25 protein-coding genes are annotated in these 25848 nt (G+C 72.8%); 17 read left to right on the top strand and 8 right to left on the bottom strand.

The genetic code is table 11. The features are described 5' to 3' along the window. Positions 1 to 29 precede the first annotated feature (29 nt). From ACH34R_RS22735 to ACH34R_RS22755, 5 genes are read left to right on the top strand one after another with little or no spacing between them, the layout of a single operon-like run. Entirely contained in the window at positions 30 to 1202 is a 1173-nt protein-coding gene (locus tag ACH34R_RS22735) for a SagB/ThcOx family dehydrogenase (RefSeq protein ID WP_397563491.1), read from the top strand. Then, positions 1199 to 2398, top strand: coding sequence for an MFS transporter (locus ACH34R_RS22740; protein WP_397563492.1), 1200 nt, complete (start codon positions 1199 to 1201; stop codon positions 2396 to 2398). The genes ACH34R_RS22735 and ACH34R_RS22740 overlap by 4 nt, the downstream gene beginning before the upstream one ends. Continuing rightward, positions 2398 to 3441, top strand: a complete 1044-nt coding sequence (locus ACH34R_RS22745) for an ABC transporter substrate-binding protein (RefSeq protein WP_397563493.1) — start codon at positions 2398 to 2400, stop codon at positions 3439 to 3441. Before ACH34R_RS22740 ends, ACH34R_RS22745 begins: the two co-directional genes overlap by 1 nt. Further along, a complete protein-coding gene (locus ACH34R_RS22750) occupies positions 3438 to 4472 on the top strand; it encodes a FecCD family ABC transporter permease (RefSeq protein ID WP_397563494.1) in 1035 nt (344 codons plus the stop codon). Before ACH34R_RS22745 ends, ACH34R_RS22750 begins: the two co-directional genes overlap by 4 nt. A gap of 5 nt (positions 4473 to 4477) precedes the next feature. Further along, positions 4478 to 5260, top strand: a complete 783-nt coding sequence (locus ACH34R_RS22755) for an ABC transporter ATP-binding protein (RefSeq protein WP_397563495.1) — start codon at positions 4478 to 4480, stop codon at positions 5258 to 5260. Here the strand turns inward: ACH34R_RS22755 and ACH34R_RS22760 are convergent. The 3 genes from ACH34R_RS22760 to ACH34R_RS22770 all read right to left on the bottom strand — a co-directional run bounded on the left by ACH34R_RS22760 (position 5226) and on the right by ACH34R_RS22770 (position 7195). Next, complete coding sequence (locus ACH34R_RS22760) at positions 5226 to 5813, bottom strand: sigma-70 family RNA polymerase sigma factor (protein ID WP_397563496.1); 588 nt, start codon at positions 5811 to 5813, stop codon at positions 5226 to 5228. The two genes, ACH34R_RS22755 and ACH34R_RS22760, sit on opposite strands and share 35 nt — an antisense overlap. A gap of 199 nt (positions 5814 to 6012) precedes the next feature. Continuing rightward, on the bottom strand, positions 6013 to 6570 hold the full coding sequence (locus ACH34R_RS22765; protein ID WP_397563497.1) for a hypothetical protein: 558 nt from the start codon (positions 6568 to 6570) through the stop codon (positions 6013 to 6015). A 13-nt stretch (positions 6571 to 6583) separates the two neighbouring features. Next, on the bottom strand, positions 6584 to 7195 hold the full coding sequence (locus ACH34R_RS22770) for a TetR family transcriptional regulator (RefSeq protein WP_397563498.1): 612 nt from the start codon (positions 7193 to 7195) through the stop codon (positions 6584 to 6586). An 87-nt stretch (positions 7196 to 7282) separates the two neighbouring features. Here ACH34R_RS22770 and ACH34R_RS22775 point away from each other — a divergent pair, with 87 nt between their 5' ends. From ACH34R_RS22775 to ACH34R_RS22785, 3 genes are all read left to right on the top strand, one after another. Then, the gene (locus ACH34R_RS22775) at positions 7283 to 8191 is read left to right on the top strand and encodes an FAD-dependent oxidoreductase (protein WP_397563499.1); all 909 of its coding nucleotides are present in this window, start codon (positions 7283 to 7285) and stop codon (positions 8189 to 8191) included. Beyond that, on the top strand, positions 8188 to 9414 hold the full coding sequence (locus ACH34R_RS22780; RefSeq protein WP_397563500.1) for an FAD-dependent oxidoreductase: 1227 nt from the start codon (positions 8188 to 8190) through the stop codon (positions 9412 to 9414). The genes ACH34R_RS22775 and ACH34R_RS22780 overlap by 4 nt, the downstream gene beginning before the upstream one ends. A gap of 180 nt (positions 9415 to 9594) precedes the next feature. Next, positions 9595 to 10479, top strand: a complete 885-nt coding sequence (locus ACH34R_RS22785) for a helix-turn-helix domain-containing protein (RefSeq protein WP_397563501.1) — start codon at positions 9595 to 9597, stop codon at positions 10477 to 10479. A 27-nt stretch (positions 10480 to 10506) separates the two neighbouring features. Here the strand turns inward: ACH34R_RS22785 and ACH34R_RS22790 are convergent, their stop codons facing one another. Continuing rightward, complete coding sequence (locus ACH34R_RS22790) at positions 10507 to 11445, bottom strand: LysR substrate-binding domain-containing protein (RefSeq protein ID WP_397563502.1); 939 nt, start codon at positions 11443 to 11445, stop codon at positions 10507 to 10509. A 122-nt stretch (positions 11446 to 11567) separates the two neighbouring features. Here ACH34R_RS22790 and ACH34R_RS22795 point away from each other — a divergent pair, with 122 nt between their 5' ends. From ACH34R_RS22795 to ACH34R_RS22820, 6 genes are all read left to right on the top strand, one after another. Beyond that, positions 11568 to 13013, top strand: a complete 1446-nt coding sequence (locus ACH34R_RS22795) for a 2-hydroxymuconic semialdehyde dehydrogenase (RefSeq protein WP_397563503.1) — start codon at positions 11568 to 11570, stop codon at positions 13011 to 13013. A gap of 99 nt (positions 13014 to 13112) precedes the next feature. Next, entirely contained in the window at positions 13113 to 13559 is a 447-nt protein-coding gene (locus tag ACH34R_RS22800; protein WP_397563504.1) for a RidA family protein, read from the top strand. A 2-nt stretch (positions 13560 to 13561) separates the two neighbouring features. Continuing rightward, positions 13562 to 13768, top strand: a complete 207-nt coding sequence (locus ACH34R_RS22805) for a hypothetical protein (protein ID WP_397563505.1) — start codon at positions 13562 to 13564, stop codon at positions 13766 to 13768. 32 nt (positions 13769 to 13800) lie between these two features. Next, positions 13801 to 14802 (top strand): amidohydrolase family protein, encoded by a 1002-nt coding sequence (locus tag ACH34R_RS22810; protein WP_397563506.1) that lies wholly within the window; start codon positions 13801 to 13803, stop codon positions 14800 to 14802. Positions 14803 to 14966: 164 nt separating this feature from the next. Further along, positions 14967 to 15386 carry a YciI family protein gene (locus ACH34R_RS22815; RefSeq protein WP_397563507.1) on the top strand — a complete coding sequence of 140 codons (420 nt, stop codon included), beginning with the start codon at positions 14967 to 14969 and terminating at the stop codon, positions 15384 to 15386. Next, positions 15359 to 16735, top strand: a complete 1377-nt coding sequence (locus tag ACH34R_RS22820; RefSeq protein ID WP_397563508.1) for an RNA polymerase sigma factor — start codon at positions 15359 to 15361, stop codon at positions 16733 to 16735. The genes ACH34R_RS22815 and ACH34R_RS22820 overlap by 28 nt, the downstream gene beginning before the upstream one ends. Position 16736: 1 nt before the next feature. Here ACH34R_RS22820 and ACH34R_RS22825 read toward each other — a convergent pair whose 3' ends face one another. Next, positions 16737 to 17300, bottom strand: a complete 564-nt coding sequence (locus ACH34R_RS22825; RefSeq protein ID WP_397563509.1) for a hypothetical protein — start codon at positions 17298 to 17300, stop codon at positions 16737 to 16739. A gap of 121 nt (positions 17301 to 17421) precedes the next feature. Then, complete coding sequence (locus ACH34R_RS22830; protein WP_397563510.1) at positions 17422 to 17997, bottom strand: dihydrofolate reductase family protein; 576 nt, start codon at positions 17995 to 17997, stop codon at positions 17422 to 17424. A gap of 73 nt (positions 17998 to 18070) precedes the next feature. Between ACH34R_RS22830 and ACH34R_RS22835 the strand changes: the two genes are divergently transcribed. Next, positions 18071 to 18643 (top strand): TetR/AcrR family transcriptional regulator, encoded by a 573-nt coding sequence (locus tag ACH34R_RS22835; RefSeq protein ID WP_397563511.1) that lies wholly within the window; start codon positions 18071 to 18073, stop codon positions 18641 to 18643. Positions 18644 to 18654: 11 nt separating this feature from the next. On the opposite strand, the gene ACH34R_RS22840 is transcribed toward ACH34R_RS22835, so the two are convergent. Further along, positions 18655 to 21012, bottom strand: a complete 2358-nt coding sequence (locus tag ACH34R_RS22840; protein ID WP_397563512.1) for a M4 family metallopeptidase — start codon at positions 21010 to 21012, stop codon at positions 18655 to 18657. 126 nt (positions 21013 to 21138) lie between these two features. Further along, entirely contained in the window at positions 21139 to 23418 is a 2280-nt protein-coding gene (locus ACH34R_RS22845; protein ID WP_397563514.1) for a hypothetical protein, read from the bottom strand. A 101-nt stretch (positions 23419 to 23519) separates the two neighbouring features. On the opposite strand from ACH34R_RS22845, the gene ACH34R_RS22850 reads away from it, so the two are divergent. Further along, complete coding sequence (locus ACH34R_RS22850) at positions 23520 to 24950, top strand: M28 family metallopeptidase (RefSeq protein ID WP_397563516.1); 1431 nt, start codon at positions 23520 to 23522, stop codon at positions 24948 to 24950. A gap of 325 nt (positions 24951 to 25275) precedes the next feature. Further along, complete coding sequence (locus ACH34R_RS22855; RefSeq protein WP_397563517.1) at positions 25276 to 25836, top strand: toxin-antitoxin system HicB family antitoxin; 561 nt, start codon at positions 25276 to 25278, stop codon at positions 25834 to 25836. Positions 25837 to 25848 lie beyond the last annotated feature (12 nt).

Here is a 25848-nt window from a genome sequence, read left to right on the forward strand (position 1 = left end):
CTCGTGGCCGTCGTACGGAGGAAGCAGGCGTGACACAGACGGAGTTCCGCCGGGCGCGGACGTTGACGATCTACTGGCACGAGGGGGAACTGACCGCCGAGAACTACCTGGAGAGCCGGTCCACCGACGCGGAGGCCGACAACGCCGTGGCCGTGGACGCCCGCGCGGTGGAACTGCTGGAGCACTTCACCGATTGGTCGACCCCCGAGAAGGTGGCCGCCGGGCTCGGCGAATTCGACGCCGGATCGGTGCGGGAGGCGGTCCTGGCGCTGGCCGAGGCCGGGCTGCTGGTGGACCGGGACGGCGCGCGGCGCGAGGAGGCGTTCCTGCACGCCTGGCGGGACTGGGGGGAGGAGGCCAGGTTCTTCCACTTCGGCACCCGCAACACGATCTACACCGGCGACGGCGTGGAGCAACGCCGCTCGGACGCCCGCTGGGTACGGCGGACCGGCGGCGACCCGCCCGCCATCTTCAAGTCCTATCCGGACGCGCCGCGCATCCACCTCCCCCGGATCTTCCTGCCGCTGACCGACCCGTTCGGCGACGTGCTGACCCGGCGGCGTACCCACCGCGTGTTCACCGGCGAGCCGGTGACTCTGGCCCGGTTGTCCACGGCGCTGTTCTACACCTTCGCCCCGATGCAGCTCTACGACGCCGGCGACCTCGGCACGCTCATCCTGCGCACCAGCCCGTGCGGCGGGGCCAGGCACGAGTTCGAGGGGTACGTGGCGGTGCTCGACGTCGAGGACGTGCCGCCGGGGCTCTACCACTACAACTGCGAGGCCCACGCGCTGGAACTCGTCGATCCCGCCTTCGACCGATCCCGGCTGCACCGGCTGACGTACGAGTCGGAGATGTGCACGCCGTCGGCCTTCGTGTGCTTCGTGACGGCCGTGTTCGAGCGGACGATGTACAAGTACCGGCATTCGCGGGCGCTGCGGGTGACCCTGCTGTCGGCCGGGCACCTGGCGCAGACGTTCGTGCTGACCGCGACGGCGGTCGGGCTGGGCGCCTGGCAGAGCGCGGCGTTCCGGGACGAGGAACTCGACGCGGCGCTCGGCGTGGACGGGTTCGCGGAAGGGGCCCTTTACATGTTCGGGGCGGGGATGCCGGTGCTGGGCGAGACCGGGATGCCCGCCGGGATCAACCGGGCCGGGCTCACCGATCCGCGCGGCCTCGTCAAGGCGCACCGGCCCGGGTGAGCGGGGCGTACCGGCGGCTGTGGCGGCAGCGGTGGGTGCCCGCGCTGCTGCTGGTGGGCGTGTGCGCGCGGGTGCCGTTGCAGGCGTACGTCTTCGCCGTGCTGCTGCTGGCGGTGGAGCGGACCGGGTCCTACCCGGCGGCGGGCGTGGTGACCGCCGCGAGCGGCCTCGCGTACGCCGCCGGGGTACCTGTCCACGGCAGGCTCGTGGACAGGTACGGCCAGACCTGGCCGCTGCGGGCCGCGTCCGTGGTCAACGCCGCCGCGTTCACCGGCCTGCTGGTGACCGCCCAGGTACGGCCCACGGCCGGGGCCCTCGCCGGGTGGGCCGCCGCGGTGGGGCTGTCGCTGCCGCCGGTCGCCGCCGCCGCGCGGGCGCTGTGGTCGCGGGTGATCGCCGACGACGGGATTCGGCGTACCGCGCTGGCGGTGGACGCCATGGTGCTCGACGTCGCGCTGATCGCCGGGCCGCTGCTGGTCACCGCCGTCAGCGCGGCGGTGGGCGCGGCCTGGGCGGTCGGCGGCTGCGCGGTGGTGCTGCTCGGCGGCACGCTGTGGTTCAGCACGCTGCCCCCGTCGCGTGCGTGGACGCCGTCCCGGCGCGGCGGCGGCCTGGCCGGGCCGCTGCGCGCGCCGGGCGTCGTGGTGCTGCTGCTCGTCTCGCTGCTGGCGGGCGCGCTGCTGGGCGTGCTGCGGCTCGGGTTCGTGGAGTTCGCGGGCGAGCGGGCCGACCCGGCCGCCGGGGGGCTGGCGCTGGCCGCGTTCGGCGCGGGGAGCCTGCTCGGCGGGCTGGCGTACGGCGCGCGGTCCTGGCGGGCGGACGCCGCCGTGCGGATGCGCTGGATCCTGCTCGGATACGCCTGCTGCGTCGGGGCGCTCGCGGCGGCGCCGGGCGTGCCCGCGCTGGTGGCGCTGGCGCTGCCCGCGGGCTTCTTCCTGGCCCCGCTGGTGATCTGCAACTTCGAGCTGGTCGGCCGGTGCGCGCCCGCGGGTACCACGACGGAGGCGTTCGCCTGGGGGATCACCGCCACCTTCGCCGGGTCCGCGCTGGGCAACGTGGTGGCGGGCGCGCTGGCCGGGGCCGTACCGGCGGGCGTCGTGTTCGCCACCGCCGCGGGCTTCGCCGCGCTGGCCGCCGCCATCGTCACCACAGGCACCAAGACCCTCATTGTCCCGACAGCCGTGGAAGGTTCCTGATGCACGTGTTACGGCCCGCAAGCGCCGCGGCTGCGGTGACGGCGGTACTGCTGATCGCCGGCTGCGCCTCCCAGGCCCGGCCCCAGGCCGCGACCGGAACGCCCGGGTTCGTCCCGGTCACCGTCACCGACTGCACCGGCGTCGAATCGGTCGTCAAGGCCCCGCCGAAGCGGGTGGTGGTGCTGACCCCGAGCGTCCTGGAACTCCTGCTCTGGCTCGGCCTCGGCGACCGGGTCGCCGCGATCGGGCAGCAGCCGCGCCCGGGCAGCCTGCCGCCGCGCTTCGCCGCCCAGGTCGCGGCCATCCCGGCGCTGTCCGGTAAGTACACCGCGGGCAGCGGCTACCAGCCGGTCCCCCGGGAGGAGCTGCTGTCCGCCGAACCCGATCTCGTCCTCGGCGGGTTCTCCAGCAACTTCGAGGCCGCGGGCGCGGTCTCCCAAGCCGACCTGGCCGCCGCCGGAATCCCGTCCTATCTGGCGCTGTCCACCGCGTGCAAGTCCGCGGCGACCGCCCCGCAGACCGGCTTCGACCTGGTGTGGCGCGACCTCGGCAATCTCGGCCGGATCTTCGGCGTGCCCGATCGGGCCGCGAAGGTCATCGCCGAGATGCGGCGCAAGGCCGCCGGGATCGAGGCGCCGGGCGAGCGGCCCGGCGTGTTCCCCTTCGAGTACGACGAGGGCACCGCCACCCCCAGCGCGCCCGGCAACCGGCAGGCGATCAACGCGGTCATCGAGACCGCCGGGGGCCGCAACGTCTTCTCCGACCGGGACGAGGCGTACACCAAGGTCGGCTGGGAGGAGGTCGTCGCCCGCGACCCGCAGGTGATCCTGGTGATCATCTACGACAAGGGCGACCCCGCCGCGAACGACGCCCGGTTCGCCGAGGCCGAGCGGTTCCTGGTGGGCAACCCGGCGCTGCGCGGGGTGCGGGCGGTGCGCGAGAAGCGGTTCGCCCGGCTGGTCTACGAGTCGGCCTCGGTGGGCGGCGTACGCAACGCCGACGCGGCGGTCGAACTCGCCGGACAGTTGCGCCCGGCCGGATGAGGGCCAAACCGTGGGCCGCGTACGCCGTGCTCGCCGCGCTGCTGGGCGCGGGGCTGGCCGGTTCGGTACTGCTCGGCACGGTGGACGTGCCCGTGGACACCGTGGCCCGCGTCATCGCCTGGCACCTGACCGGCCAGGGCGACCCCGCCGCGTGGAGCGTCAGCCAGGACACCGTGATCTGGAACCTGCGGCTGCCCAGGGCGCTGCTCGCCGCGCTGGTCGGCGCGGGCCTCGCCGTGTCCGGCGCGGCCACGCAGGCGCTGGTGCGCAACCCGCTGGCCGACCCGTACGTCCTCGGCCTCACCTACGGCGCGGCCGTCGGGGCGGTGGCGGTGATCGTCATCGGGATCGCCCCGCTCGGCGGGGCCACGGCCGGAGCGGCGGCCTTCGCGGGCGCGCTCGGCGCGTTCGCCGTCGTGTACGGCCTGGCCCGCGCCGGCGGCACCTTCGCCCCGCTGCGGCTGATCCTGGCCGGCATGGCCGTCACCTACGGCCTGTCCGGGGTCACCAGCTTCCTCGTCCTGCGGACCGATGATCCGGGGATGACGCACTCGGTGCTGTTCTGGCTGTTCGGCAGCCTGGCCGAGGCGAACTGGGCGGCGCTCGGGCTGCCCGCGCTGGCCCTCGTCGTGACGATGGCCGCCCTGCTCGCCCAGGCGCGCCCGCTCAACGCCCTGCTGCTCGGCGACGAGACCGCCGCCGGCCTCGGCGTCCCGGCCACCCGGCTGCGCCGCCGGTTGTTCCTGCTCATCGCCCTGCTCACCGGCGTGCTGGTCGCCCTCGCCGGGGGCATCGGCTTCATCGGCCTGATCGTCCCGCACGCCGCCCGGCTGCTGGTCGGCAGCGACCACCGGCGGCTGCTCCCGGTGGCGGCCCTGGCCGGGGCGGCGTTCCTGGTCCTCGTGGACATTGCCGCCCGCGTCGCCCTGCACCCCCAGGAACTTCCGGTCGGCGTCGTCACCAGCGTCATCGGGGCCCCGCTGTTCCTCTGGCTCGTGCACACCCGCGCCCGCGACACCACCGGACTGTGATCACCATGACCAGCCTGACCCTGAGCGACGTGCACATCACCATCGGCGGTACGCCGATCGTCACCGGTGTGGACCTGCGCGTGCCGTCCGGCCGCCGGGCCGGGATCATCGGCCCGAACGGCAGCGGCAAGAGCACCCTGCTGCGGGCCGTGTACCGGCACCTGCCGATCGCCCGGGGCAGCATCGCCGTCGGCGACGAGGACCTGTGGCGGCTCACCCCGCGCCGGGCCGCCCGGCTGGTCGCCGCGATGCCCCAGGAGACGAAGTCCGACTTCGACGTCACCGCCTGGGAGATGGCCGCGGCCGGGCGCACCCCGCACAAGCGTCCCTTCGCCCCCGACACCGCCGAGGACACCGCGATCGTCGCGGACGCGCTGACCCGCGCCGGGGTGGCGCACCTCGCCCGCCGCCACTTCGCCACCCTCTCCGGCGGCGAGAAGCAGCGGGTGCTGTTCGCCCGCGCCCTCGCCCAGCAGGCCCCGGTCCTGGTGCTCGACGAGCCCACGAACCATCTCGACGTCCGCCACCAGTTCGAGCTTCTCGACCTGATCACCGCGGCCGGCACGACCGTCGTCGCCGCGCTGCACGACCTCAACCTGGCCGCCGCCTACTGCGACGACCTGTACGTCCTTTCCGGGGGGCGGGTGGTCGCGCACGGGCCCCCCGCCGACGTCCTCACGCCGCCGCTGGTCGGCGAGGTGTTCGGGGTGGACGCTCACGTCACGGCGGCCCCGGGGTCGGACGCGCCGCATCTCATCCTGCGTCCTCGGAGCGGTACGGGGCGGTGAGCGCGGCGACGAGCTGGCCGCGCGCCCTGGCCACCCGGGACCGCACGGTACCGATCGGGCAGCCGAGCAGCGCGGCGGCCTCCGCGTAGGAAAGGCCCGCCACCTGGGTGAGCACGAACGCCTCCCGCCGTTCCCTGGGCACGGCGGACAGCAGGTCGGCCAGCACGATCCGGTCCTCAAGGCCGGGCAGGCCGGGCGGGCGGGAGCGCTCGGCGGCGGCCTGCCAGTCGGGCAGGTCGGCGACGACCGGGCGGGCCGCCGCCGCGCGGAAGCGGTCCACGACCACCCGCCGGGCGATGGCCAGCAGCCAGGTACGGGCCGAGGACCTTCCGGCGAACCCGGGCAGGCTGCGGAGCACCCGTAAGAAGGTCTCCTGGGCGAGATCGTCGGCGGAGCGGTCGTCGGTCAGGTGGGCCAGGAAGCGCCGCACGTCTTCGTAGGCGGCCTGGGCGAACGCGGCCAGATGGGCGGCCTCGCCGCCGCGCGCGGAAAGGGCCAGTGCGGTGAGTCGTTCGTCGTCGGTGACTGGCCGGGTGTCGTCGATGGCGGTCATGCTGATCACCTCTGGGTCGGCAGAGCGACAGAGCCATGAATCGGTGGATCAGTGCATGGCGAAGCGGCCGGCCCGCGACGGCAGGTGTCGTGATGTGAATGTCAGCGTGGACGTCAAAAAGCCGGCGAGAGCACGCCGGACGCGCCGGCGACCCGAGGTCCCGGGGGATCCGCTGCTCCGCCGCCTGCCGCAGGTCCGATCAGCCGGCGCGCCGCGCCGCGGGCGGTCCACGCCGGTGGATCGCCGCCGCGATCAGCCGTAGCGCCGGTGGCTCGGGGTCCCAGGCGTGGACGGTGTACCGGGGCACGGTGGCGATGGGCGACACGGCGAGGGGCCGGTGCCACAGCGCGAGCACGGGTCTGCCCCACAGCCGGAGCATGAGCGACAGGGCGCTCTCGCCCCGGTGCAGCCACCATCCGCTCAGCACGGCCACGGCGAGGTGGACGGCCATCATGCCGGGTCCCGAGCCGTTGTGCCCGTGCTCGGGGACCGCTTCGGGAAGCGGCGAGACCCGCGCGAACATCTGGTGCAGCAGGACCTGAACCCCCACCCCGGCCGCGAGCACGGTCACCCGTCCGCACTCGCGCCCCGCGAGCGCCCCGGCGAAGATCAGCGCGCCCAGGAACCCGAGCCCCAGCCCGGCGGGCGCCACCGCCCCACCCCCGGCGAACGCGTGCCCCGCCGCCGACACGGCGACGCACACCACCGCGAACACAACGGCTCGCACCAGGCGTAACGGCCACTCGGTGAGGGACACGCCCGCCATGCTCTCAGCCCGCCGCCCCCTTGTGAAGGACACGCCGGCCCTCGGGCGGGCCGTCGAGGAGGGCCTGGACCAGCGGGCCGAGGTGGGCGACCAGGGCGTCGTGGGTGGCCGAGGCGACGCTGTCGAAGGCGACCGAGTACCGCGCCACGGCCAGGCCGAGCAACTGGCCGCTGATCAGCGCGGCCCGCAGCTCGGCGTCGGGCCCTTCGAGGTGGCCGACGAGCTGGTCGGCGAACTCCCGGTCGATGAACTCCCGCAGCAGGTCCGGCCGGCCGGCCGAGCGGACGACGGCGAGCAGCGGGTCAGGGTCGTCGGTGGCGTCCCAGACCTCCAGGAACCGGCGGACGAGCACCGGCCCGGCGCCGTCGGTGCCGGCCGCGAGCAGGGCGGCCAGCGGCTCACGCGGGCTGCCCGGGGCCGCCAGCACGGCCGCGAAGAGCTTGTCCTTGCCGCCGAAGAAGTAGTTGATCATCGACGGGTCCACCCCGGCGTCCGCCGCGATCGAGCGCACGGTGGTCTGCTCGTACCCCTCCTGGACGAACCGCGCCCGGGCGGCGGCCAAAATCCGGCGCCTGCTCTCCTCCCCCGAACGCCATCTGCCCGCCCGACCGCTCATGACCGCGATCCTACCCATTCTTCAACGGCATTGAAGTATTTGCCTGGCTCGGCTAGATTTCTTCAACACCATTGAAGAAAGGGCGCCATGGACGTGCTCATCGTGGGTGGCGGGCTCAGCGGCCTCGCCACGGCCGCGTTCCTGGCCGCGCGCGGCATCCCCGCCACGGTCGTGGAGCGGCGGCCGGAGATCCCCCGCGCGCCGCGCAACCACCTGCTCTCCGACACGACGATGCGGTTGCTGGACGCCGCCGGGCTCGGCGCGGCGGTCCGGGGCATCGCGCTCGGCCGTCCCGGCCGGATGTTCGCGGTGGACACCCTGGCCGACCGGGACAAGACCCTGATCCACACTCCCGCCGAGGGCGTCTCCTGCAACGAGCGCGCCCTGGAGGAACTCCTGCTGGCCGAGGCCCGGCGACGGGGCGCGGAGGTGCGGATGGGCGTCGAGGTGATGGACCCCGAGGCGGAGTACGTGATCGCCGCCGACGACGGCACGATCCGCAAATGCCTGGGCATCGGCGTTCACGGCCCCGGCCGGATCGGGTTGTCGCGGGTCATCCGATTCCGCGCCGACCTGGCCGACCTGGCCGGGCGGGACGGCTATCTGGTCCGGTCCGTGCGCGGCATCCTGCTGCCCGAGGAGCCGGGGACGCCGGGGACATGGTCGCTGACCGTGCCCGAGGCCGCCGACCCCGCCCGCCAGGTCGCCGCCGCGCTCGGCGCGGGCCGGGCGGCGGAACTGCTGGGCGTCACGACCATGGAGATCGCCGGGCGAGTCGCCGACCGGTTCGTATGCGACCGGGTGATCCTCATGGCCAAGTCCGCCTACACGGCCCCGCCCGTCCCCGGGCTGCACGGTGACTCCCGCGTCCAGGACGCCCACCACGTGGCCGAGACGCTGGCCACCGGGGCGCCGCTGGACACCTACGACCAGGAACGGCGGCCGGCCGCCGAGCGGGCGATGGCCCGCGCACTCAGCGAAAGGTTCTCACTGTGAAGGTTCTCATCGCAGGGGCCGGGCTCGGCGGGCTCTGCCTGGCGCAGGGGCTGCGGCGGGCGGGGTTCGAGGTGGTCGTCTTCGAGCGGGACGCCTCGCCGTACGCCCGCGGGCAGGGGCACCGCGTCCACATCGACGACCGCGGGGAGGACGCTCTGCGGGCGTGCCTGCCCGAGCCGCTGTTCGAGCTGTTCATGCGGACGCGCGGGCAGGCCAGCGAGCGCTTCATGCTGATCTCGGCGGCGGGTGAACGGCTGGCCGAGGTACCGGTGCCCGAGTTGCCCGGCGGCGGCGCGGTGATCAGGAACGGCCGGGCGGTCAGCCGCCTCACGCTGCGGGAGATCATGTCCGCCGGGGTGGAGATCCGGTACGGCAAGGGGTTCGAGCGCCACACCGGCGAGGACGGCCGGGTGCGGGCGCACTTCGCCGATGGCACGTCGGAGGCCGGCGACCTGCTGGTCGGCGCGGACGGGATCGGCTCGGCCGTACGGCGGAGCCTGCTCCCGCACGCCGAGGTGATCGACATGGGCCTGCGCTGGATCGGCGGCAAATCCCCGATCACCGCCGAGATCGCGTCCGCCATGCCCGAGGGCCTGGCCACCGCGTTCGCCGCGGTGACCGACATGGACCCGGCGATGCTCGTGGGCTACCTGCGGTTCGAGAGCGACCCACGGGCCACGGCCGCGAAGCTGGTCCCGGGCCTGCGCCTGAGCGACCCCGGCGACTACGTCATGTGGGCGATCACCATGGACAAGGACCGCCTGGCCGGGGCCGGCGCGGATCTGCCTGGTCCCGGGCCGCACGGGGAGGGGGAGTCGGTCACCAGGGGTCGCCTGACCGGGGCTTATGGCGACTTGTCCGGTCCCGAGCTGTATCGGGAGGCGCTGAAGCTGACCGCCGGGGCGCATCCCACCATGCGGGCGATCGTCGAGCGGGCGTGGCCCGAGCACACCTTCTATCTGACGATCGGCGCGTCCGCCCCGGTCGAGCCGTGGGAGCCGGGCAACGTGACGCTGCTCGGGGACGCCCTCCACGCGATGCCCCCGGCCAGGGGCTCCGGCGCGAACACGGCGCTGGCCGACGCCGCCTCGCTCACCCGCCACCTGGTCGCCGGCCTGCCGATCGGCGGCTACGAGAGCGACCTGCGCGAGCGCGGTTTCGCCGCGGTCCGCGCCTCGGCCGAGGCGATCGAATCGATCGCCAGGGGCATCGTCCCGCGCTAGGCCAACGCGTCCGCGGGGGCTCAGGAAAGGGAGGTTCGCTTTCGTATATTGCCGTTATTTCCAATGAGCAAGCGGAAACGCAATACCCGCAGCCGTCTCCGCGCTCGCATCCGGCCCACGGCCGCACAATTGCATTCATGGCCCTCCCGCCGGGGTCGTGTTCTCTGCGAGACTCGTCCCATGAGCGGTGACGCGCACCAGAGCGAGCTGGGCGAGTTCCTGAAGGCTCGCCGGGCCCGGCTCAGCCCGCGTACGGTCGGGCTGCCCGACACCGGGGCCCGGCGGCGGGTCAAGGGGTTGCGCCGGGAGGAGGTCGCGCTGCTCGCCTCGATCAGCACCGACTACTACACCCGCCTGGAGCAGGGCCGCAGGCCCGCGTCGGCGCCGGTGCTCGACGTGCTGGCCAGGGTCTTGCACCTGAACGACGACGAGCGCGCCTACCTGTTCGAGCTGGCCGGCCGGGACGCCGCCCGCCCGCGCCGGCAGGCCGCCCAGAAGGCGCGCCCGCAGTTGCGCCGACTGCTGTCCGAACTCACCACCACTCCGGCGGTCATCCTGGGCCGCCGGATGGACATTCTCGCGTGGAATCGGATGGCCGCCGCACTCTTCACCGATTTCGCCGAAATTCCAGAAAAGAAGCGAAATTATGTGTGGCTGCTCTTCGCGGACCCGTCGATCAGAGCTTTGCACGCCGACTGGGAACGCATGGCCCGCGACACGGTGGCGCTGCTCCGGATGGAGGCCGGCCGTAATCCGGCGGACCAGCGGATGGCGAGCCTTGTGGGCGAGTTGTCGGTCCGGTACGACGACTTCCGCCGCTGGTGGGGCGAGCACCAGGTGAGCCTGCGGAGCAAGTACGCCAAGGTGCTGTGCCACCCGGTGGCCGGCGAGCTGACCCTCGACTGGGACGCGCTGGCCTGTGCCGGCGACCCCGACCAGCAGCTCGTGGTGTGGACCGCCGAGCCCGGCACGCCCTCCCACGACGGCCTGCGCATCCTCGCCTCGTGGGCGGCGGGCACCGCGCGGCCGGGCACGTCGCACCGGGGTTCGTCCAGCGGGTGCTGACGCCCCGGCCGGGCGGCGGTGGAGTGATCAGCCGGCGATGGGCGCGGTGATCTCGGCGGCCTGGGCGTGGAAGTGGTCCAGCATCAGGCGGGCCGACGGCGTCAGCGGGCGGTGGGCGGGGAAGGTGACGCCGACCAGGCGGCGTACCGAGGCCAGTGGCACGGGCAGCAGCGCGAGGTGCGGGTCGGTGCGGGCGACCAGTTCCGGCAGGGCGGCGACCATGTCGGTGTCCCGGAGCAGCGTGCGCACGGTGAGGATCGAGGTGCACTCGACGCGGTTGTGCGGGAGTTCCAGCCCTTCGTTCCGGAACACCTGCTCCAGCTCGTGCCGCAGCGAGGTCTGTTCCAGCGGCAGTACCCACGGGTAGGTGAGCAGGTCGGGCAGCGTGAGCCCGGGGAGGGGCTGCGCCGGGTGGCCGGCCCGCGCCACCAGGCGGACCGGCTCGCTGTAGAGGGTGATCTGACGCAGGGCGGGCTGGTCCTCGATGGGGTTGAGCCGGCCGAGGATCATGTCGATCTCGCCGTCCAGCAGACGGGGTACCTGGGTGTCGAAGGTGGCCTCCTGCACGATCACGGTGATGCCCGGCCGGTCGGCCTTGAGCGCCGCGATGGCCCGGGGCAGCAGCACGTTCGACCCGGCGAGCAGGGTGCCGATGGTCACCGTGCCGACGTCGCCCCGGTTCAGCTCGTCGATGCGCTCCCCGGCCCGGCGCAGCTCGGCCAGCACGGTCCTGGCGTGCTCGATGAACGCCTCGCCGAACAGCGTGGGGGTCACCCCGCGCGGCCCCCGGGTGAACAGCGCGACCCCGAGGAACTGCTCCGCCTCGCGCAGCGCCCGCGTGACGGCGGGCTGGGCGAGGCGGAGGTGCTCGGCCGCGCGGAGCACGCTGCCCTGCTCGGCGATCACCACGACCAGCACGAGGTGGCGCAGCTTGAGCCGCCCGTTCAGCAGATCTACCGGACGCATGGGCGCCTCCTATCACAAAATGGTGATACATAACGCCAAAACCGATATTAGCGTGATATAGCCCGCATGGCGCATCATCTCATCTGTCCGCTGTTGGGCGGGCTGTTGTGGAAGGGGCAGTAATGCGGCGAACAGCTCCGGGACCAGACCCGGTGGCCATGTACGTGGCCGGGTCCTTCCGGTGGGCGGACGACACCTTCCCGCTGATCGACCCCGCCGACGGGGCCGTGATCGGGGCCGTCCCCGAAGCGCCCAGGGACCTCGTCGACGAAGCGGTCCGCGCGGCGCGCGGCGCGCTGTCGGGCCCGTGGGGGAGCATGTCCGCCCAGGACCGTGCGACTGCCCTGCGCCGCATCGCCGACGGCATCGCGGCCAGGTTCGGTGAGTTCGTGGACACCGAGGTACGCGAGACCGGCAAACCCCGCGCCCTGGCCGAGACCATGGACATCCCGCGCGCGATCGACAACTTCCGGGCGTACGCCGACCTGCTCTACGCGCGCCGCGACAGCGCATTTCACACGGCCTCGCCGCACGGCCAGGCGCTCAACTACACGGTCCGGCGTCCGCTCGGCGTCGTCGCGGTCATCTCGCCGTGGAACCTCCCGCTGCTCCTGCTGTCCTGGAAGGTCGCCCCCGCCCTGGCGGCGGGCAACGCCGTGGTGGCCAAGCCGTCGGAGGAGACCCCCGGCACCGCCGCGCTGCTCGCCGAGGTGATCCACGAGACCGGCCTTCCGGCGGGCGCGTTCAACCTGGTCCACGGGCATGGGGCGGGCGCGGCCGGCGAGTTCCTGACCGGCCACCCCGGGGTGGACGCCATCGCCTTCACCGGGGAGTCGGCCACCGGATCGGCCATCATGCGGGCCGCCGCCGACCACGTCACCCCCGTGTCGTTCGAGCTGGGCGGCAAGAACGCCGCGCTGGTCTTCGCCGACGCCGACTTCGAGGCCGCCGTGGAGGGGACCGCGCGGTCCGCCTTCACCCACTCCGGCCAGATCTGCCTGTGCACCGAGCGGGTCTACGTCGAGCGGCCGATCTTCGATCGGTTCGTGGCGTTGCTGGGCGAGCGCGCCCGCGAGCTGACCGGGTACGGGCCGATGATCTCGGCCGCGCACCGGGACAAGGTGCTGTCGTACTACCGGCTCGCCGTCGAGGAGGGCGCGACCGTGGTGGCGGGCGGCGGCGTACCGGACTTCGGGGACCGCCGCGACGAAGGGTTCCACGTGGAACCAACCGTACTGACCGGCCTGCCGCCCACGGCCAGGACCGTCCGGGAGGAGATCTTCGGACCGGTCTGCCACGTGGCCCCGTTCGACGCCGAGGACGAGGCGGTCCGGCTGGCCAACGACAGCGCGTACGGGCTGGCCGCCACCGTGTGGACGAGCGACCTGTCCCGGGCGCACCGGGTGGCGCCCCGCGTCGAAGCGGGCATCGTCTGGGTGAACTGCTGGAACCTGCGCGACCTGCGGACGCCGTTCGGCGGGGTCAAGGCGTCCGGGATCGGGCGGGAGGGCGGGGAGTACTCGCTGGACTTCTTCTCCGAGCCGGTCAACGTCTGCGTGCGGATCTGAGGGGCGGAGACATGATCGGACCAAAGGCGGTCGAGGCGGCGGCCGAACGCCTGCGCGCCGCGCCACGCAGCTCCTCGGCGTTATGGAGGTGACCTCGTGATGAGCCGTCCCGACGACGAGCACCCGGCCATCGTCGTGCCCGGCGCGGCCAAGCCGCGCGGCCGGTTCCCGCATGTACGGCGGGCGGGCGACCTGGTCTTCGTGTCCGGCACGAGCTCCCGCCGCCCGGACGGTACGTTCGCCGGCGCGTCCGCCGACGAGATGGGGGTCACCTCCCTCGACATCCGCGAGCAGACCAGGGCGGTCATCGAGAACATCCGCACCCTGCTGCGCGCCGCGGGCGGCGACCTCGGCGACATCGTCAGCGTCACCACCTACCTGGTCAGCATGAACGACTTCGGCGGCTACAACGCCGTCTACGCCGAGTACTTCGACGAGACCGGCCCCAGCCGCACCACGGTGGCGGTCCACCAGCTCCCGCACCCCCATCTGCTCATCGAGATCTCGTGCGTCGCCCACATCCCGCGACCCGGAAAGGACTCGTGACGATGACGCTGCCGCGCCTCGCCCACGGCATGCCGTTCAACTTCGAGCGCTGGATCGACGAGCACCGCGACCGGCTCAAGCCCCCGGTCGGCAACGTGCGGATCTGGCAGGACACCAACCTGATCCGCACCTGCCCCGAGTGCGGTACCGAGCACCCCGGGCGCGACCGGCCCGAGCCGCTGCGCCCCGCCGTCGCCCCCCACGCCTGACGCTGTACCGGCACCGGACCAAGGAGAAGCCCGTGACCGTCATCGACGTCCACGCCCACATCTTCCCGGCCATCACCCGGGAGGAAAGCCGGATCGTCAGCGCGGACGCCGGACCGTGGCTGCGCGTCCACGGCGACGGCGGCGGCATGATGATGAGCGGCGGGGACGAGTACCGTCCGGTCACCGCCGGGCTCTGGGAGCCGGAGCGGCGGCTGGCCGACATGGACGCGCTCGGCATCGACGTGCAGGCGGTCTCCTCGACTCCGTTGCTGTTCGGCTACAGCGCGGACCCCGCCCGCGCCGCCGACTGGTGCGACCTGGTCAACGAGCGGATTCTCGCGCACTGCGCCGCCGCCCCCGACCGGCTGCTGCCGCTGTGCCAGGTGCCGCTCCAGGACGTGGACCGCGCCGTGGACACGATGACCAGGGCGATCGCGGCCGGGCACCGCGGGGTACACCTCGGCAACCACGTCGGCGAGCGGTACCTCGACCGCCCGGAGCTGGTGGAGTTCCTGGCGCACTGCGGGAACGAGGGGGTGCCGGTCCTGGTCCACCCGTGGGACATGCTCGGCGCGGACCGGATGGGCCACCACATGCTGTCCTGGCTGGTCGGCATGCCCGCCGAGGCCCAGCTCAGCATCCTGGGGCTGATCCTGACCGGGGCCTTCGAGCGGCTGCCGGAGTCGTTGAAGCTGTGCTTCTGCCATGGCGGGGGCGGCTTCGCCTACCTGCTGGGCCGGGCCGAGAACGCCTGGCACAACCGGGACCTGGTACGCGCGCACTCGCCCCGGCCGCCGTCCGAGTACGTCTCGCGCTTCTACGTGGACTCGGCCGTGTTCGACCCGCGGGCACTGCGGCTGCTCGTGGAGGTCATGGGCGCCGACCGGGTGATGCTCGGCACCGACTACCCGTTCCCACTCGGTGAGCAGCAGCCGGGCGCGGCCGTACGCGGGTGCGCCGAACTGACCGAACCCGACCGCGCCCGGATCTTCGCCGGCAACGCGCTGGAGTTCTTCGAGCCGGGCTCGCCATGACTGCCCGCGGGCGGCGGCCACTCAAGGTGTCCGAAACCTGTGGATGCGGCCCTGCGCGAGATGCCGGAAAAAACTTCGTCTAGCGTGTCGATCCGTGGGAGCACCGTTCGACCTTGGGGTGAAAGGGTCGAAAGGGCGGCCCGGTGAGAACGAGGAGAGCCACGATGGCGAAGTACATGCTGATCATGCGCGGGACGGACGAGACCATGGAGGCGATGTCCAAGGTCTCCTTCGAGGAGATGCTGGAGACCATGGGCCGCTTCAACGACGAGCTGATCCGGGCCGGCGTGCTGGTCGCCGCCGAGGGCCTGGACGACCCGGCGCAGGGCGTGGTGGTCGACTTCAGCGGCGAGACGCCGGTGGTCACCGACGGCCCGTACGGGGAGACCAAGGAGTTGTTCGGCGGCTACTACATTCTCGACGTCGCCACCAAGGAGGAGGCCGTCGAGTGGGCCAAGCGGCTCCCGCCGATCCCCGGCACCAAGTGCGAGATCCGCCGGGTGCCGAGCATCGAGGAGTTCCCGCAGGACAACAAGTGGATCATCAATGAGCGGGCGTGGCGCGAGCGGACCGGCCAGCTCTGATGTCCACGGCCGAGAACGGCCTGCCGGGCACCGCGCCGGACCCTCAGCCGGGCCCTCAGCCGGACCCGCAGCGGGGCACTGAGTCGGCGCGGCGGGCCGTCGAGGCCGTGTGGCGGATCGAGTCGGCGCGGATCGTCGCCGCGCTGGCCCGCTACACCGGCGAACTGGAACTCGCCGAGGACGTCGCCCAGGAGGCACTGGCCGAGGCGCTGGTCACCTGGGCGCGTGAGGGGGCCCCGGCGAACCCGGTGGGCTGGCTGCTCACGACCGCGCGGCGGCGCGCCATCGACGGCTTCCGCCGCAGGTCGGGGCTGGACGCCCGGTACGCCATGCTGGCCGGCCGGCTCGCCGAGGGGGAGGCCGCCGCGGGCGCGGTGGACCCGCGGGAACGGCAGGGCGACCTGCCGTGGGACCCCGACCGGGTGGACGACGACATCCTCGCGCTGATCTTCATGGCCTGTCACCCGGTGCTGTCGCCGGAGGCCCGGGTGGCCCTGACGCTGCGCGCGGTGGGCGGCCTGTCCAGCGAGGAGATCGCGCGGGCGTTCCTGGTGCCGGTGCCGACCGTCCAGGCGCGGATCACCCGGGCCAAGAAGACGATCGCCGCGGCGGGCGTGCCGTTCGAGCAGCCGCCCGCCGCCGAACGCCGTGAACGGCTCGGCGGTGTGCTGAGCGTGCTCTATGTGATCTTCACCGAGGGCTCGACGGCGACCTCCGGCGACCGCCTGCTGCGCGCCGACCTCGCCTACGAGGCGATCCGGCTGGCCCGGATGCTGGCCGCGCTGCTGCCCGGCGAGCCGGAGGTGTACGGGCTGCTCGCGCTGTTCGAGCTGACCTCCGCGCGCTTCCCGGCGCGCACCGGCCCGGACGGCGAGGCCGTACTGCTGGAGGACCAGGACCGCCGGCTGTGGGACCGCTCGGCGATCCGGCGCGGGCAGGCCGCCCTGGCCAGGGCCGCCGCCGGCCGCGGCCTCGGGCCGTACGGTCTCCAGGCGGCCATCGCCTCCTGCCACGCGTCGGCGTCCTCGGTGGCCGAGACCGACTGGGAGCGGATCGTGCTGCTGTACGAGGCGCTCGGCCGGGTGGCCCCCTCGCCCGTCGTCGAACTCAACCGCGCGGTCGCCGTGGCCATGGCGAACGGGCCGGGCCTGGCGCTGTCCATCGTGGACGAACTGGCCGCCTCCGGCCGCCTCGCGGGCTCCCACCTGCTGCCGGGCGTGCGCGGCGAACTGCTCGCCCGGCTCGGCCGCGGCGCCGAGGCCCGCGCCGAACTGGAGTTCGCCGCCCGCCTGTGCGGCAACGCCCGGGAGCGTTCGGTACTCCTGCGCAAGGCCGCCGCCCTCGACTGATCTAGGGCAGCAGGACGAGCGCGACCGCGACCACGATGTCCACGACACCGCACCACTCGGCGAACGAGCGGGCCACCACCTTGTTGGCCCGCAGGTGCGCGAAGTCCCACACGCCGTGGAAGAACCAGCCCGCCGCCACCAGGTAGCGGCCCAGGTCCGGATCGACGGCCAGCCCGGCCAGCGCCAGCCCGCCGAAGAGGAGCATCCCGAGCGCCTGCGCCCGGAACGCGCGGTCCTTGCGCACCTGCCCGTCCACCCCGGCCCAGACCAGTACGACCAGCGCGATCCCGGTGAACACGGCGGCGGCCGGGATGTCCAGCAACTGAAGGCCGAAGATCACGACCGACCCGATCCCGAGGCCCGGCCAGGTCCACTCGCGCCGATGCAGCTTGGCCATCACCAGATAGAGCAGCGGCAGCAGCGGCAGGATCTGCCCGAACCCGGCCGCCCCCTGCCCCGGCCCGCCGCCGATCATCAACGCCGACGCCACCAGCGCCAGCCCGGTCGGCCACCGGCCCGCAAGCCACGCGGTCCAGCTCGTGCTCTGGGGGGTGATGCTCGCCATTGGAGGACTCCTTCTGTGCCGGTGGGTGTCTACCGGCAATCGTCGGGGAGCCGCCCGGGCGGGCGTAGTGCCGAAACCACAGCGACCGGCGTGCCGATGTCACCCGTCCGCATGACATCTGTCATTCGGCCCTGGTGAGCCAGGTGACCTGGGCGCCGTTGTCGAAGGACTCGTGGTGGGTGGGGGTGAACAGCGTGGGCTGAAACCCTCCGGCGAACATCGGGACGCCCGCGCCCGCCACCACCGGGTAGCGCTTCAGCACGATCTCGTCGATCTCCGGGAGCAGCGCCGCGGCCAGGTTGCCGCCGCCCGCGAGGTAGACGTCCATGCCGGTGTCCTCCGCCTTGAGCCGCCGGACCAGGCCGATCGGGTCGCCGGGCACGAGTTCCACCGCCGGGTCGTCGATGGTCAGCGTGCTGGACACGACGTACTGCCGCAGGTGGGCATAGGGGCTGGTGATGGAGACGTCCAGCGCGGGCTGGTACGTGCCGCGCCCCATCACCAGCGTGTCGAAGGCCCGGTTGGGCGCGTCCGTCAGGCCGACGTGTGCGCGAATGTGGGTGGGCACGACCTCCGGGTAACGGGCGTTGATCCAGGCGGCCATCTGGTCCGACACCGGGTAGAAGTCGATTTCGCCGCCGGGGCCCGCGATGTAGCCGTCGAGCGATACGCCCACGTAGTACACAAGCTTTCGCATACTGATTAACTCCTGATGCAGTACTATGGTTGAAGTGGTTTCACCGTAGTACTACACATGGAGTGGTGTCAACATGCGCACGAACCCCGAGCGGCGGCAGGCGCTGATCGACGCGGCCATCGAGGTGCTCGCCAGGGAGGGCGCGCGGGGGCTGACCTTCCGCGCCGTTGACGCCGAGGCCGCCGTGCCCACCGGCACCGCCTCCAACTACTTCGCCAGCCGCGACGAGCTGTTCATGCAGGTCGGGGGCCGCATCTACGAGCGGCTGCTACCGGATGAGGCGGTCCTGGCCAAGAGCCGGGAGGGCGTTCAGGACCGGGCCCGCTACGCCGAGCTGATGCACGAGCTGGTCGACCGGATCTCCGCCTTCGGCTCCGGCTACCTGGCGCTGCTGGAGCTGCGGCTGGAGTCCACCCGGCGGCCCGAGCTGCGCGCCGTGCTCACCAAGCGCATCCGCGAGGACATCGACGCCAACCTCGCCCACCACGCCGCCTCCGGCCTGCCGGGTGACTCGACCTCCGTGCTGCTCCTCTACCTCGCGCTGAACTGGCTCATCGTGGAACGGCTGACGCTCCCCGACATCTTCACCGACCAGCAGCTCCACGAGCTGGTGGACATCGCCGTGCGCAGGTCACTCGGCGAATGACCCGCGCGGGGTCACCCGAGGTGGTGCCACAGGGCGGGCGACCTCGGCGGGGTGCGGCCCGGCCTGGAGGTGTGGGCCTTGCGGCAGACGTACCACTCGGTGCCGTGAACGACCACATCGTCCACTTCGTAGCCGGTCCCCGGCCGCCAGGGCACCGGGGGCACCTCGACCGTCATCTCCGTCGCCCCCGACACCGGGCCGGTGGCGCGTACGTGTATCACCCCGATCACCGGCCGGACGTCCGGCCGCGCGGTGATGGTCATCTTGGCACTCGCCCCGGGCGTGATGTCGGCCGGATCGAAGGTGACCGTGATCCAGTCGGGGGCGGTCGCCGACAGCCGTACGACGATGGGCGGACCGCCGGCCGGCTCCGTGCGCACGGTCGCCGTGCCCGTCAGGTCCTGGCCGAGCGGCAGCCGGTCCGGTTCGACCCGCATCCGAAGCCACGGTGGCCGTTCGACGACCCGTAGTTCGGAGGTGACGGCCTTGGAGTAGACGCCCGCGCCGGCGGTGAACCGGATCTTGTAGGCCCCCAGGGGCAACGTGGACCAGGTATCGATCTTCACCGGGACGATGTCGTTTCCCCTGATCAGGTCGGGGTGGCCCACGCTGACTCCGGCCGGGGCCCCTTCGGACCGCAGCCACAGCGTCGGATCGGGCTCCTCGTCGCTCTCCGTGACGAGGTGTACGTAGACCGAGTCGCCGGGATGGGTCGTGACCACGTCCGGTATCACCCGCAGGTCGAACTCCGGCCCGCATTCCACGATCAGTTCGCCCGGCTGGGTGGGCACGCCCACCGCCTCCCAGGCGTCCCTGACCACGCCCGCCTCCTTGCATGAGCCGCCGAAGAGCCCGTACGCGACCTGTACCGTCGCCACCCGGGCCGCCCCCGGGCTCCAGCGGGCGGTCTTGAGCTGGAGCGCGGTCACGAAGATCGCCGCGGCCTTCTTGACGCCGATGCCCTGCACCCCGCCGCCCCGGCAGACAGGGCTCGGCGGGTTGCCGTTGGCCGGGCTGGAGCCCTCGGCGAGCAGGTAGAACCAATGGTTCTGCGGTCCCGCGCCGGTGTGGGCGTCCGTGGGCGGCGTCTCGGTGAAGCAGCCCGGGTGGTCGTCGATCCGCGCCGGGTCGTACATGTTGCGGATCGGCCCGGTACCGAACAGGTCCATCTCCTCGCCGACCAGGTAGTCGGGCTCGTCGAGCGCGGCCGGGTGCCCGACGTAGTGCTCCAGGATCGCGCCCAGGATGTCGCCGGTGGACTCGTCCAGCGCCGCGCCCCAGCCGGGGCCGCCCGAGCCGCCGGAGCCGGAGTACTGGTAGACGGCGTGGCCGTACTCGTGGCCGACCACGTCCAGCGGCGTGGTCTGCTTGGTCCCCGCCACGTTGCGGCCCATGTTCACCTCGGAGCCGGACCAGGTGGCGTTCGGCATGTTGTAGCCGACCTTGGCGGGGAAGCCGCGGCCCTGGCCGTCGATGCCGTTCCGGCCGGTCCACTCGCGCAGCATGTCCCACTGACGCTGGACGCCGAATAGCGTGTCCACGCACGCGGTCTCGTGATCGGTGCCCGAGCCGTCGCCCCACTCGTCGTCGGAGCCCCCGAACACCGCGCTCGCGGTGCCGCACTCGATGCCGGGGCGGGACGGGTCGCGCAGCGCGTACCCGGACTCGGTGGCGGTGGTGCCGATGTCCACCGGGTCGCCGTTGTAGTGGGAGTGGCCGACGGCCTGCTTGATCGCGTCCCGGTTCTCCAGGACCTTTCCGGTGGCCGCGTCCACGAAGACGTGCGGCTCGGCAGGGAGGCCCGCCGGCGAGCGGCCTTCGGCGACGACCTCCCAGGCCAGCCGGGGGGCGGACCCGGTGACGTGGACCAGCGGCCGGGCCGATCGGACGGTGGCGTTCCGGCCCGCCTCGGCGCGGGCGATGGCGCGCGCCTGCTCCTCGCTGATCGCGGGGGTGACCGGCACGTCGATCTCGGCCTGCTGGGCCGTGGTGGTGTGGTGCAGGGTACGGCCGTCCCGGCTGATCATGAAGTTGACCTCGCCGCCGTACACCGGCAGGCCCCGGTACGTGCGCGGGAACGACAGGAACTGAAGGCCGCCCGCGCCGAAGACGGTCCGGGGGGTGCCGAACCGGTCGCCAGGCGAGCGTTCGATCACGCCCTGCCCGCCGGTCAGCGTACGTGTCGCCAGGTCAAGGGCCCTGGCCTGGGCCTCCTTGTCGGGCGGGGCGTACGTCGGCACCTCGGGTGCCGCAGATGCGGCGGATGCGGCGGGTGCCCGTGCGGCGGCGCTCGGTGGGGACGTCAGGGCCGACGCCATCGCGGCGGCCACCAGGGCGCACACGATCGCCCCGCGCGTCGTGCGTTTCATGTGCGAGATGACTCCTCTCCCGAGGTCCCTCATCGAGAGTCGAAAGGAGCCTGGCCTGGCCGGGCTGCACTCAACGTGACAGCGGGCGGGCGGACTGCCCACCCTTCGCCTTTGCATAATCCGGTGTTATGTCGGGTTTCGGCGTTTGGTGTGGACGGTGAGGTCGTCGCCACGGCCGGGAAAGGCCATGATCAGCAGGCGCTGGCCCACGAGGTCGCCGTTCTCGCGGATCCAGGAGTAGTGGACGCGGATCCGGTACCGGCCCTTGCCGCGCGCGGCCAGGTCGGGCAGGGGCGTGCCGCCCATCGCGTCGGCGAAGCGGATCTCACCGCTCAGGTTGTGGAAACCGGCCTCCGCGACGTGCTCCCAGCCCCTGGTCTCCAGCGGCGGGCGGCGGATGTAGGTCTCGGTGGTGACGCACAGCGGGGGGTCGGCGTACGTATCGATGCTGAGCACCCCGGGGCCACCGCTCAGCACGCCGCTCTGCTGCGGCGGGTCGGTGAGCAGGGGGTCCTCTGTGATCTCCGGCTCGTACGCCACCAGACTGCCGTAGTCGGTGTACACGGGCTCGCGCTGCCGGATCGCCGCCACCGGCTCGATGCGCGGCCGGTGCCGGGGCGCCCGCGCGCACACCTGCCGCCCGGCCTCCAGCAGCGCCTGCACCTCGGCTTCCGCCGTGGCCAGCTCGGCCGCGGCGACCGCCCCCGCGCTCGGGCAGATCGGGGCGAGGGTGCCGCTCAACCGGCGTACCTTGAGGCCGTCGGCCCGTTCGACGCGGGCGAGTTCGGCGGGGTCGTTCCTGGTGAAGACCCCGCACAGGGCGCGGCCGTACCGCAGGGCGACGCGGTCCGCGGCCCCCTTGAGCGTCGGCAGCGGCTGCGACCGGAGCAGGTCGCACAGGTACGCCCGCTCGCCGCTGAGCGTGCGCGTCGGGTACCCGGCCGGGCAGGACTCCTGCGTGGTCACCGGCCCGGCGGCCAGGTCGCCCACCGGGAGGAAGCACACCGCCAGCGACGCGGCGGTCGCCGAGGCGAGGACGTGGAAGCGGGTCCGGTACGCCGGGCCGCCGCCGTACTTGAAGATCAGCAACAGTGCGGAGGCCACGAACGCGGCGCTGAACCACAGCGGTGAGATGCCGAAGAAGACGCCCCCCGCCGCGTCGGGGGCGTACAGCCCGTCGGGATGGATCTGCGCGCCCGGGTTCTGGAACTCCGTGGGCGAGAGGGGCCCCCACACCGCGTTCACCGGGTCCGGCACGGTGGTGAGTGCGCTGACGACCCCGGCCCCGGCGACGGCGAACAGGACGGCCGCCGTGACGCGTACCTGCCGTACGGTCCTGCGCGCCACCGTGACCAGCACCAGGACGGCCGGCGCACCGACCCCGGCGAGCACATCGGCGGCCAGCCAGAAGCCCGGCAACGGGGTCTGATAGGCGTTGGTCCTGAGGAAGGACTCGATCGCCCCTCTTGGGCCGATCCATGTGGGCACACCGTGGGCCAGGTTGACGGCGGCGGGGATCAGCGGCAGGACGACCGCGATGAGCGCGGGCGGCCACCAGCCGAGCGGTTTGCGGGGGAGCGGGGCGGGCGCGGGCTTCGCGGGCCGGGTGCCGCCTGCGAGTTCGTGCGCGGACCGCGTGTACCAGACCGCCAGGAGCACGCTCGCCAGCACGTAGGGGACGATGTCCAGCGCCATGAAACCCTCGCCGTCGAAGACGAACGGCAGGAGGGCGGGGACGGTCGGCAGCAGCAGATGACCCACCACCGCCGAGACGGCCCCGATCCACACGACGCCCCGGCTCCACCTGCCGTCGCGCGCCTGGGCGATCAGCACGAGGACCATCCAGATGACCCACGGCACGCCGTTGAGCCTGGCGAAATGGAAGATCTGGGTCAGGGTGGCGGCGTCGAGCGCGCGGGCGATCGTCGAACCGAGGAAGAGCACCATGGACAGCGCGCCGGCCACCAGCATGACGACCCGGAAAGCGGTCGTCGCGCGGCGCAGTACCAGGAAGAACAGCACCACCAGCGCGAACCTGCTGACGCGGTCGGCGACGCCCGGCCAGGACGGCCAGGAGGTGATCACGGTGCCCAGGGTGGATGCGGCCTGAAGGTAGAGCGCCCAGCGCAGCAGGCGTACGGTCCGGTCGAGCGTGGGCCGCGCGCCGGCGGCCCGGCCGCGCAGCAGGTACCACAGCGCCCAGCCCTCTGCGGCGGCGGCGAGGACCAGCAGCGGGATCTCCCACCAGGAAAGGGCCGCTTCCCGGGGGATCGGCACATGTGTCACGGCCATGAGAAGAAGCGCGGAATCGCCGCCGGTCAGCACGATGACACCGAGCACGGCGGTCACCATCACATAACCGAGAGCGAGCAGCGCCGCCAATCTCCCGAAACGGTATCGGCGCACGAATTCCCCTGGGTAGGCCGGTAAATCGCCTCACCCTAGCGGATTTGGCATGTTGATTCGCGGCCCTGGCGTTTGTTGCCGATCCGGCGTTTATTCGTGTCATGGAATCAAGCCATCAGCATTCGGCCAGGCGTACGTTCCTCACCGCGTCCGCCGCCGCCGCGTTGTCCACGCCCTTACTGGCCGCCCCCGCCCTCGCGTCGGACAGTGCGGGTGGCGTGGACGGGCCGGGGCATCCGGTACGGCCGCAGCGGCCCGAGCGGGAACTGCGCGCGCTGCTGCGCGAGATCGACCCCCGCCGGATCGAAGCCGACATACTCCGGATGGTCGCGTTCGGCACCCGGCACACGCTGTCCACCCAGACCGACCCGGTGCGCGGCATCGGCGCGGCCGTCGAATGGGTCCACGCCAGGTTGCGGGCGGTCGCGGCGACCTCCGGCGGCCGGATGACCGTCGAGAAGCAGTCGTTCGTGCAGCCGGTCTCCCCCCGGATACCCGCGCCGACGACCATCACCAACGTCATCGCCACACTGCGCGGCGACGCCTCGCCCGCCCGCCTGTACGTGGTCACCGGCCACCTCGACTCCCGGGTCACCGACGTCATGAACGCCACCGGCGACGCCCCCGGCGCGGACGACGACGCCTCCGGCGTGGCCGTGGTACTGGAACTCGCCCGTGTCTTCGCGGCCCGGCGCACCCGGGGGACGCTGGTGTTCGCCGTGGTCAGCGGCGAGGAGCAGGGCCTTTACGGGTCGGCGCACATGGCGGCGAAGCTGAAGGAGGCGGGCGCGGACGTACAGGCGATGTTCAGCAACGACATCGTGGGGGCCAGCTCGGGGTGGGACGGCACCCGGCCGGAACCGCACACGGTCCGCCTGTTCGTGGAGGGCGTGCCGACCACCGAGACCCCGCAGGAGGCGGCCCTCCGGCAGTCGGTCGGCGGCGAGAACGACGGCCATTCGCGGCAACTCGGCCGCTTCGTGAAGGACGTGGCGGAGAACGACGCGACCGGCATGAAGGTCCGGGTCATCTGGCGACGGGACCGGTACCTGCGCGGCAGCGACCACATCTCCTTCATCCGGCAGGGCTATCCGGCGGCGCGATTCACCGAGCCACGGGAGAACTACGCCCACGAGCACCAGGATGTACGCGTGGAGGACGGCGTACGGTACGGCGACCTGCCGGAGTTCGTGGATTTCGACTACACGGCCCGGGTCGCCAAGGTGAACGCCGCGACCCTCTGGTCCCTGTCCCAGGGGCCCGGCACCCCGAAGAACGTCGTGATCGACGCGGCCACCCTGACCAACGACACCACCCTCCACTGGGACCGCGACCCCGCCCCGGGCCTCGCGGGGTACGAGGTCGTCTGGCGAGAGACCACCGCCCCGGAATGGACCCACGCCATCGACGTCGGCGACACCACCACCGCCACCATCCCCCTGGCCAAGGACAACGTCCAGTTCGGCCTCCGCGCAGTGGACCGTGACGGACGACGCAGCCCGGTGGCCTTCCCCCGCGCCGCCACGACATAGCCGGCCGGCACCTGACCAGCACCCTGCGCCACACCGTTCCGCGGCGAGGGTGGTGATGTCCGAACGGCCTTGGGCGGTCACCGTGGTTCGGTGGTGGTCGCGGGGCGAGCCGTGACGCCGCGCGAAGCCCTTCGGCGGCGGGGCGGGAACGCAGGACGGTGGTATCCCCCTTAGAGGGCGAGGCGTCGTAGGTGACGTCAAGGTGACGTCGTGGCTGGCGGCGGGCTGGCCTCCCGGGATTGTTCGAGGTGGTCATGGGCAGGCGGTGTCACACCGATTCGAGTGATGTCTTGCGGTGACGTCAAAAATGCGTCATAGTGACGTCATGGACCTCACGCCCTATGTTGAGAACCTTCGCCGCGAGCTGGCGACCGCCGCCGAGGCCAGTGGGCCCGATGCTCGTGAGCTCGCCGAACGGCTTACCGCTCCGCTTGAGTCGGCCGTCCGGCTCACCCTGCTCGAAGCGCTGTCCGCCGCCGCCGGCGAGATCACCCGGGATCTCGCGCCGGGGTCGGTCGATCTGCGGCTGCGCGGGCGCGACCCCGACTTTCTGGTGACGCCACCGCGCGCCGAGCGGCCGGCCAGGGAGACGCCCGGGAGCAGCCTGCGCAGTGCGCTGGCCGGGGCGGTGGAGGTCGCGATGGGCGTCCGCGCGCCCGTCACCGACCCGGCGGACAACGACGAGGGCGGCACCTCGCGGATCACCCTGCGCGTCCCCGATCACCTCAAGGCGCGCATCGAGGAGGCGGCCGGCCGGGAGGGGCTTTCGGTCAACGCCTGGCTCGTCCGCGCCGTGTCCGCAGCACTCCAGCCCACCAGCGGCACCCGCCCCACCGGCCCGGCCGACAAGCCATCCGGCGGCCACTACACGGGCTGGGTGCGCTAGCCCTACCGGCCA

This window comes from Spongiactinospora sp. 9N601 (assembly GCF_044326295.1).
GTDB classification, from domain to species: Bacteria; Actinomycetota; Actinomycetes; order Streptosporangiales; family Streptosporangiaceae; genus Spongiactinospora; species Spongiactinospora gelatinilytica.

Bases quoted from the DNA above. Each gene is read 5' to 3' on its own strand.
- ACH34R_RS22745 (WP_397563493.1), top strand. From the start codon at position 2,398: ATGCACGTGTTACGGCCCGCAAGCGCCGCGGCTGCGGTGACGGCGGTA.
- ACH34R_RS22750 (WP_397563494.1), top strand. From the start codon at position 3,438: ATGAGGGCCAAACCGTGGGCCGCGTACGCCGTGCTCGCCGCGCTGCTG.
- ACH34R_RS22755 (WP_397563495.1), top strand. From the start codon at position 4,478: ATGACCAGCCTGACCCTGAGCGACGTGCACATCACCATCGGCGGTACG.
- ACH34R_RS22760 (WP_397563496.1), bottom strand. From the start codon at position 5,813: ATGACCGCCATCGACGACACCCGGCCAGTCACCGACGACGAACGACTC.
- ACH34R_RS22770 (WP_397563498.1), bottom strand. From the start codon at position 7,195: ATGAGCGGTCGGGCGGGCAGATGGCGTTCGGGGGAGGAGAGCAGGCGC.
- ACH34R_RS22775 (WP_397563499.1), top strand. From the start codon at position 7,283: ATGGACGTGCTCATCGTGGGTGGCGGGCTCAGCGGCCTCGCCACGGCC.
- ACH34R_RS22785 (WP_397563501.1), top strand. From the start codon at position 9,595: ATGAGCGGTGACGCGCACCAGAGCGAGCTGGGCGAGTTCCTGAAGGCT.
- ACH34R_RS22790 (WP_397563502.1), bottom strand. From the start codon at position 11,445: ATGCGTCCGGTAGATCTGCTGAACGGGCGGCTCAAGCTGCGCCACCTC.
- ACH34R_RS22795 (WP_397563503.1), top strand. From the start codon at position 11,568: ATGCGGCGAACAGCTCCGGGACCAGACCCGGTGGCCATGTACGTGGCC.
- ACH34R_RS22800 (WP_397563504.1), top strand. From the start codon at position 13,113: ATGAGCCGTCCCGACGACGAGCACCCGGCCATCGTCGTGCCCGGCGCG.
- ACH34R_RS22805 (WP_397563505.1), top strand. From the start codon at position 13,562: ATGACGCTGCCGCGCCTCGCCCACGGCATGCCGTTCAACTTCGAGCGC.
- ACH34R_RS22815 (WP_397563507.1), top strand. From the start codon at position 14,967: ATGGCGAAGTACATGCTGATCATGCGCGGGACGGACGAGACCATGGAG.
- ACH34R_RS22825 (WP_397563509.1), bottom strand. From the start codon at position 17,300: ATGGCGAGCATCACCCCCCAGAGCACGAGCTGGACCGCGTGGCTTGCG.
- ACH34R_RS22830 (WP_397563510.1), bottom strand. From the start codon at position 17,997: ATGCGAAAGCTTGTGTACTACGTGGGCGTATCGCTCGACGGCTACATC.
- ACH34R_RS22835 (WP_397563511.1), top strand. From the start codon at position 18,071: ATGCGCACGAACCCCGAGCGGCGGCAGGCGCTGATCGACGCGGCCATC.
- ACH34R_RS22840 (WP_397563512.1), bottom strand. From the start codon at position 21,012: ATGAAACGCACGACGCGCGGGGCGATCGTGTGCGCCCTGGTGGCCGCC.
- ACH34R_RS22850 (WP_397563516.1), top strand. From the start codon at position 23,520: ATGGAATCAAGCCATCAGCATTCGGCCAGGCGTACGTTCCTCACCGCG.
- ACH34R_RS22855 (WP_397563517.1), top strand. From the start codon at position 25,276: ATGGACCTCACGCCCTATGTTGAGAACCTTCGCCGCGAGCTGGCGACC.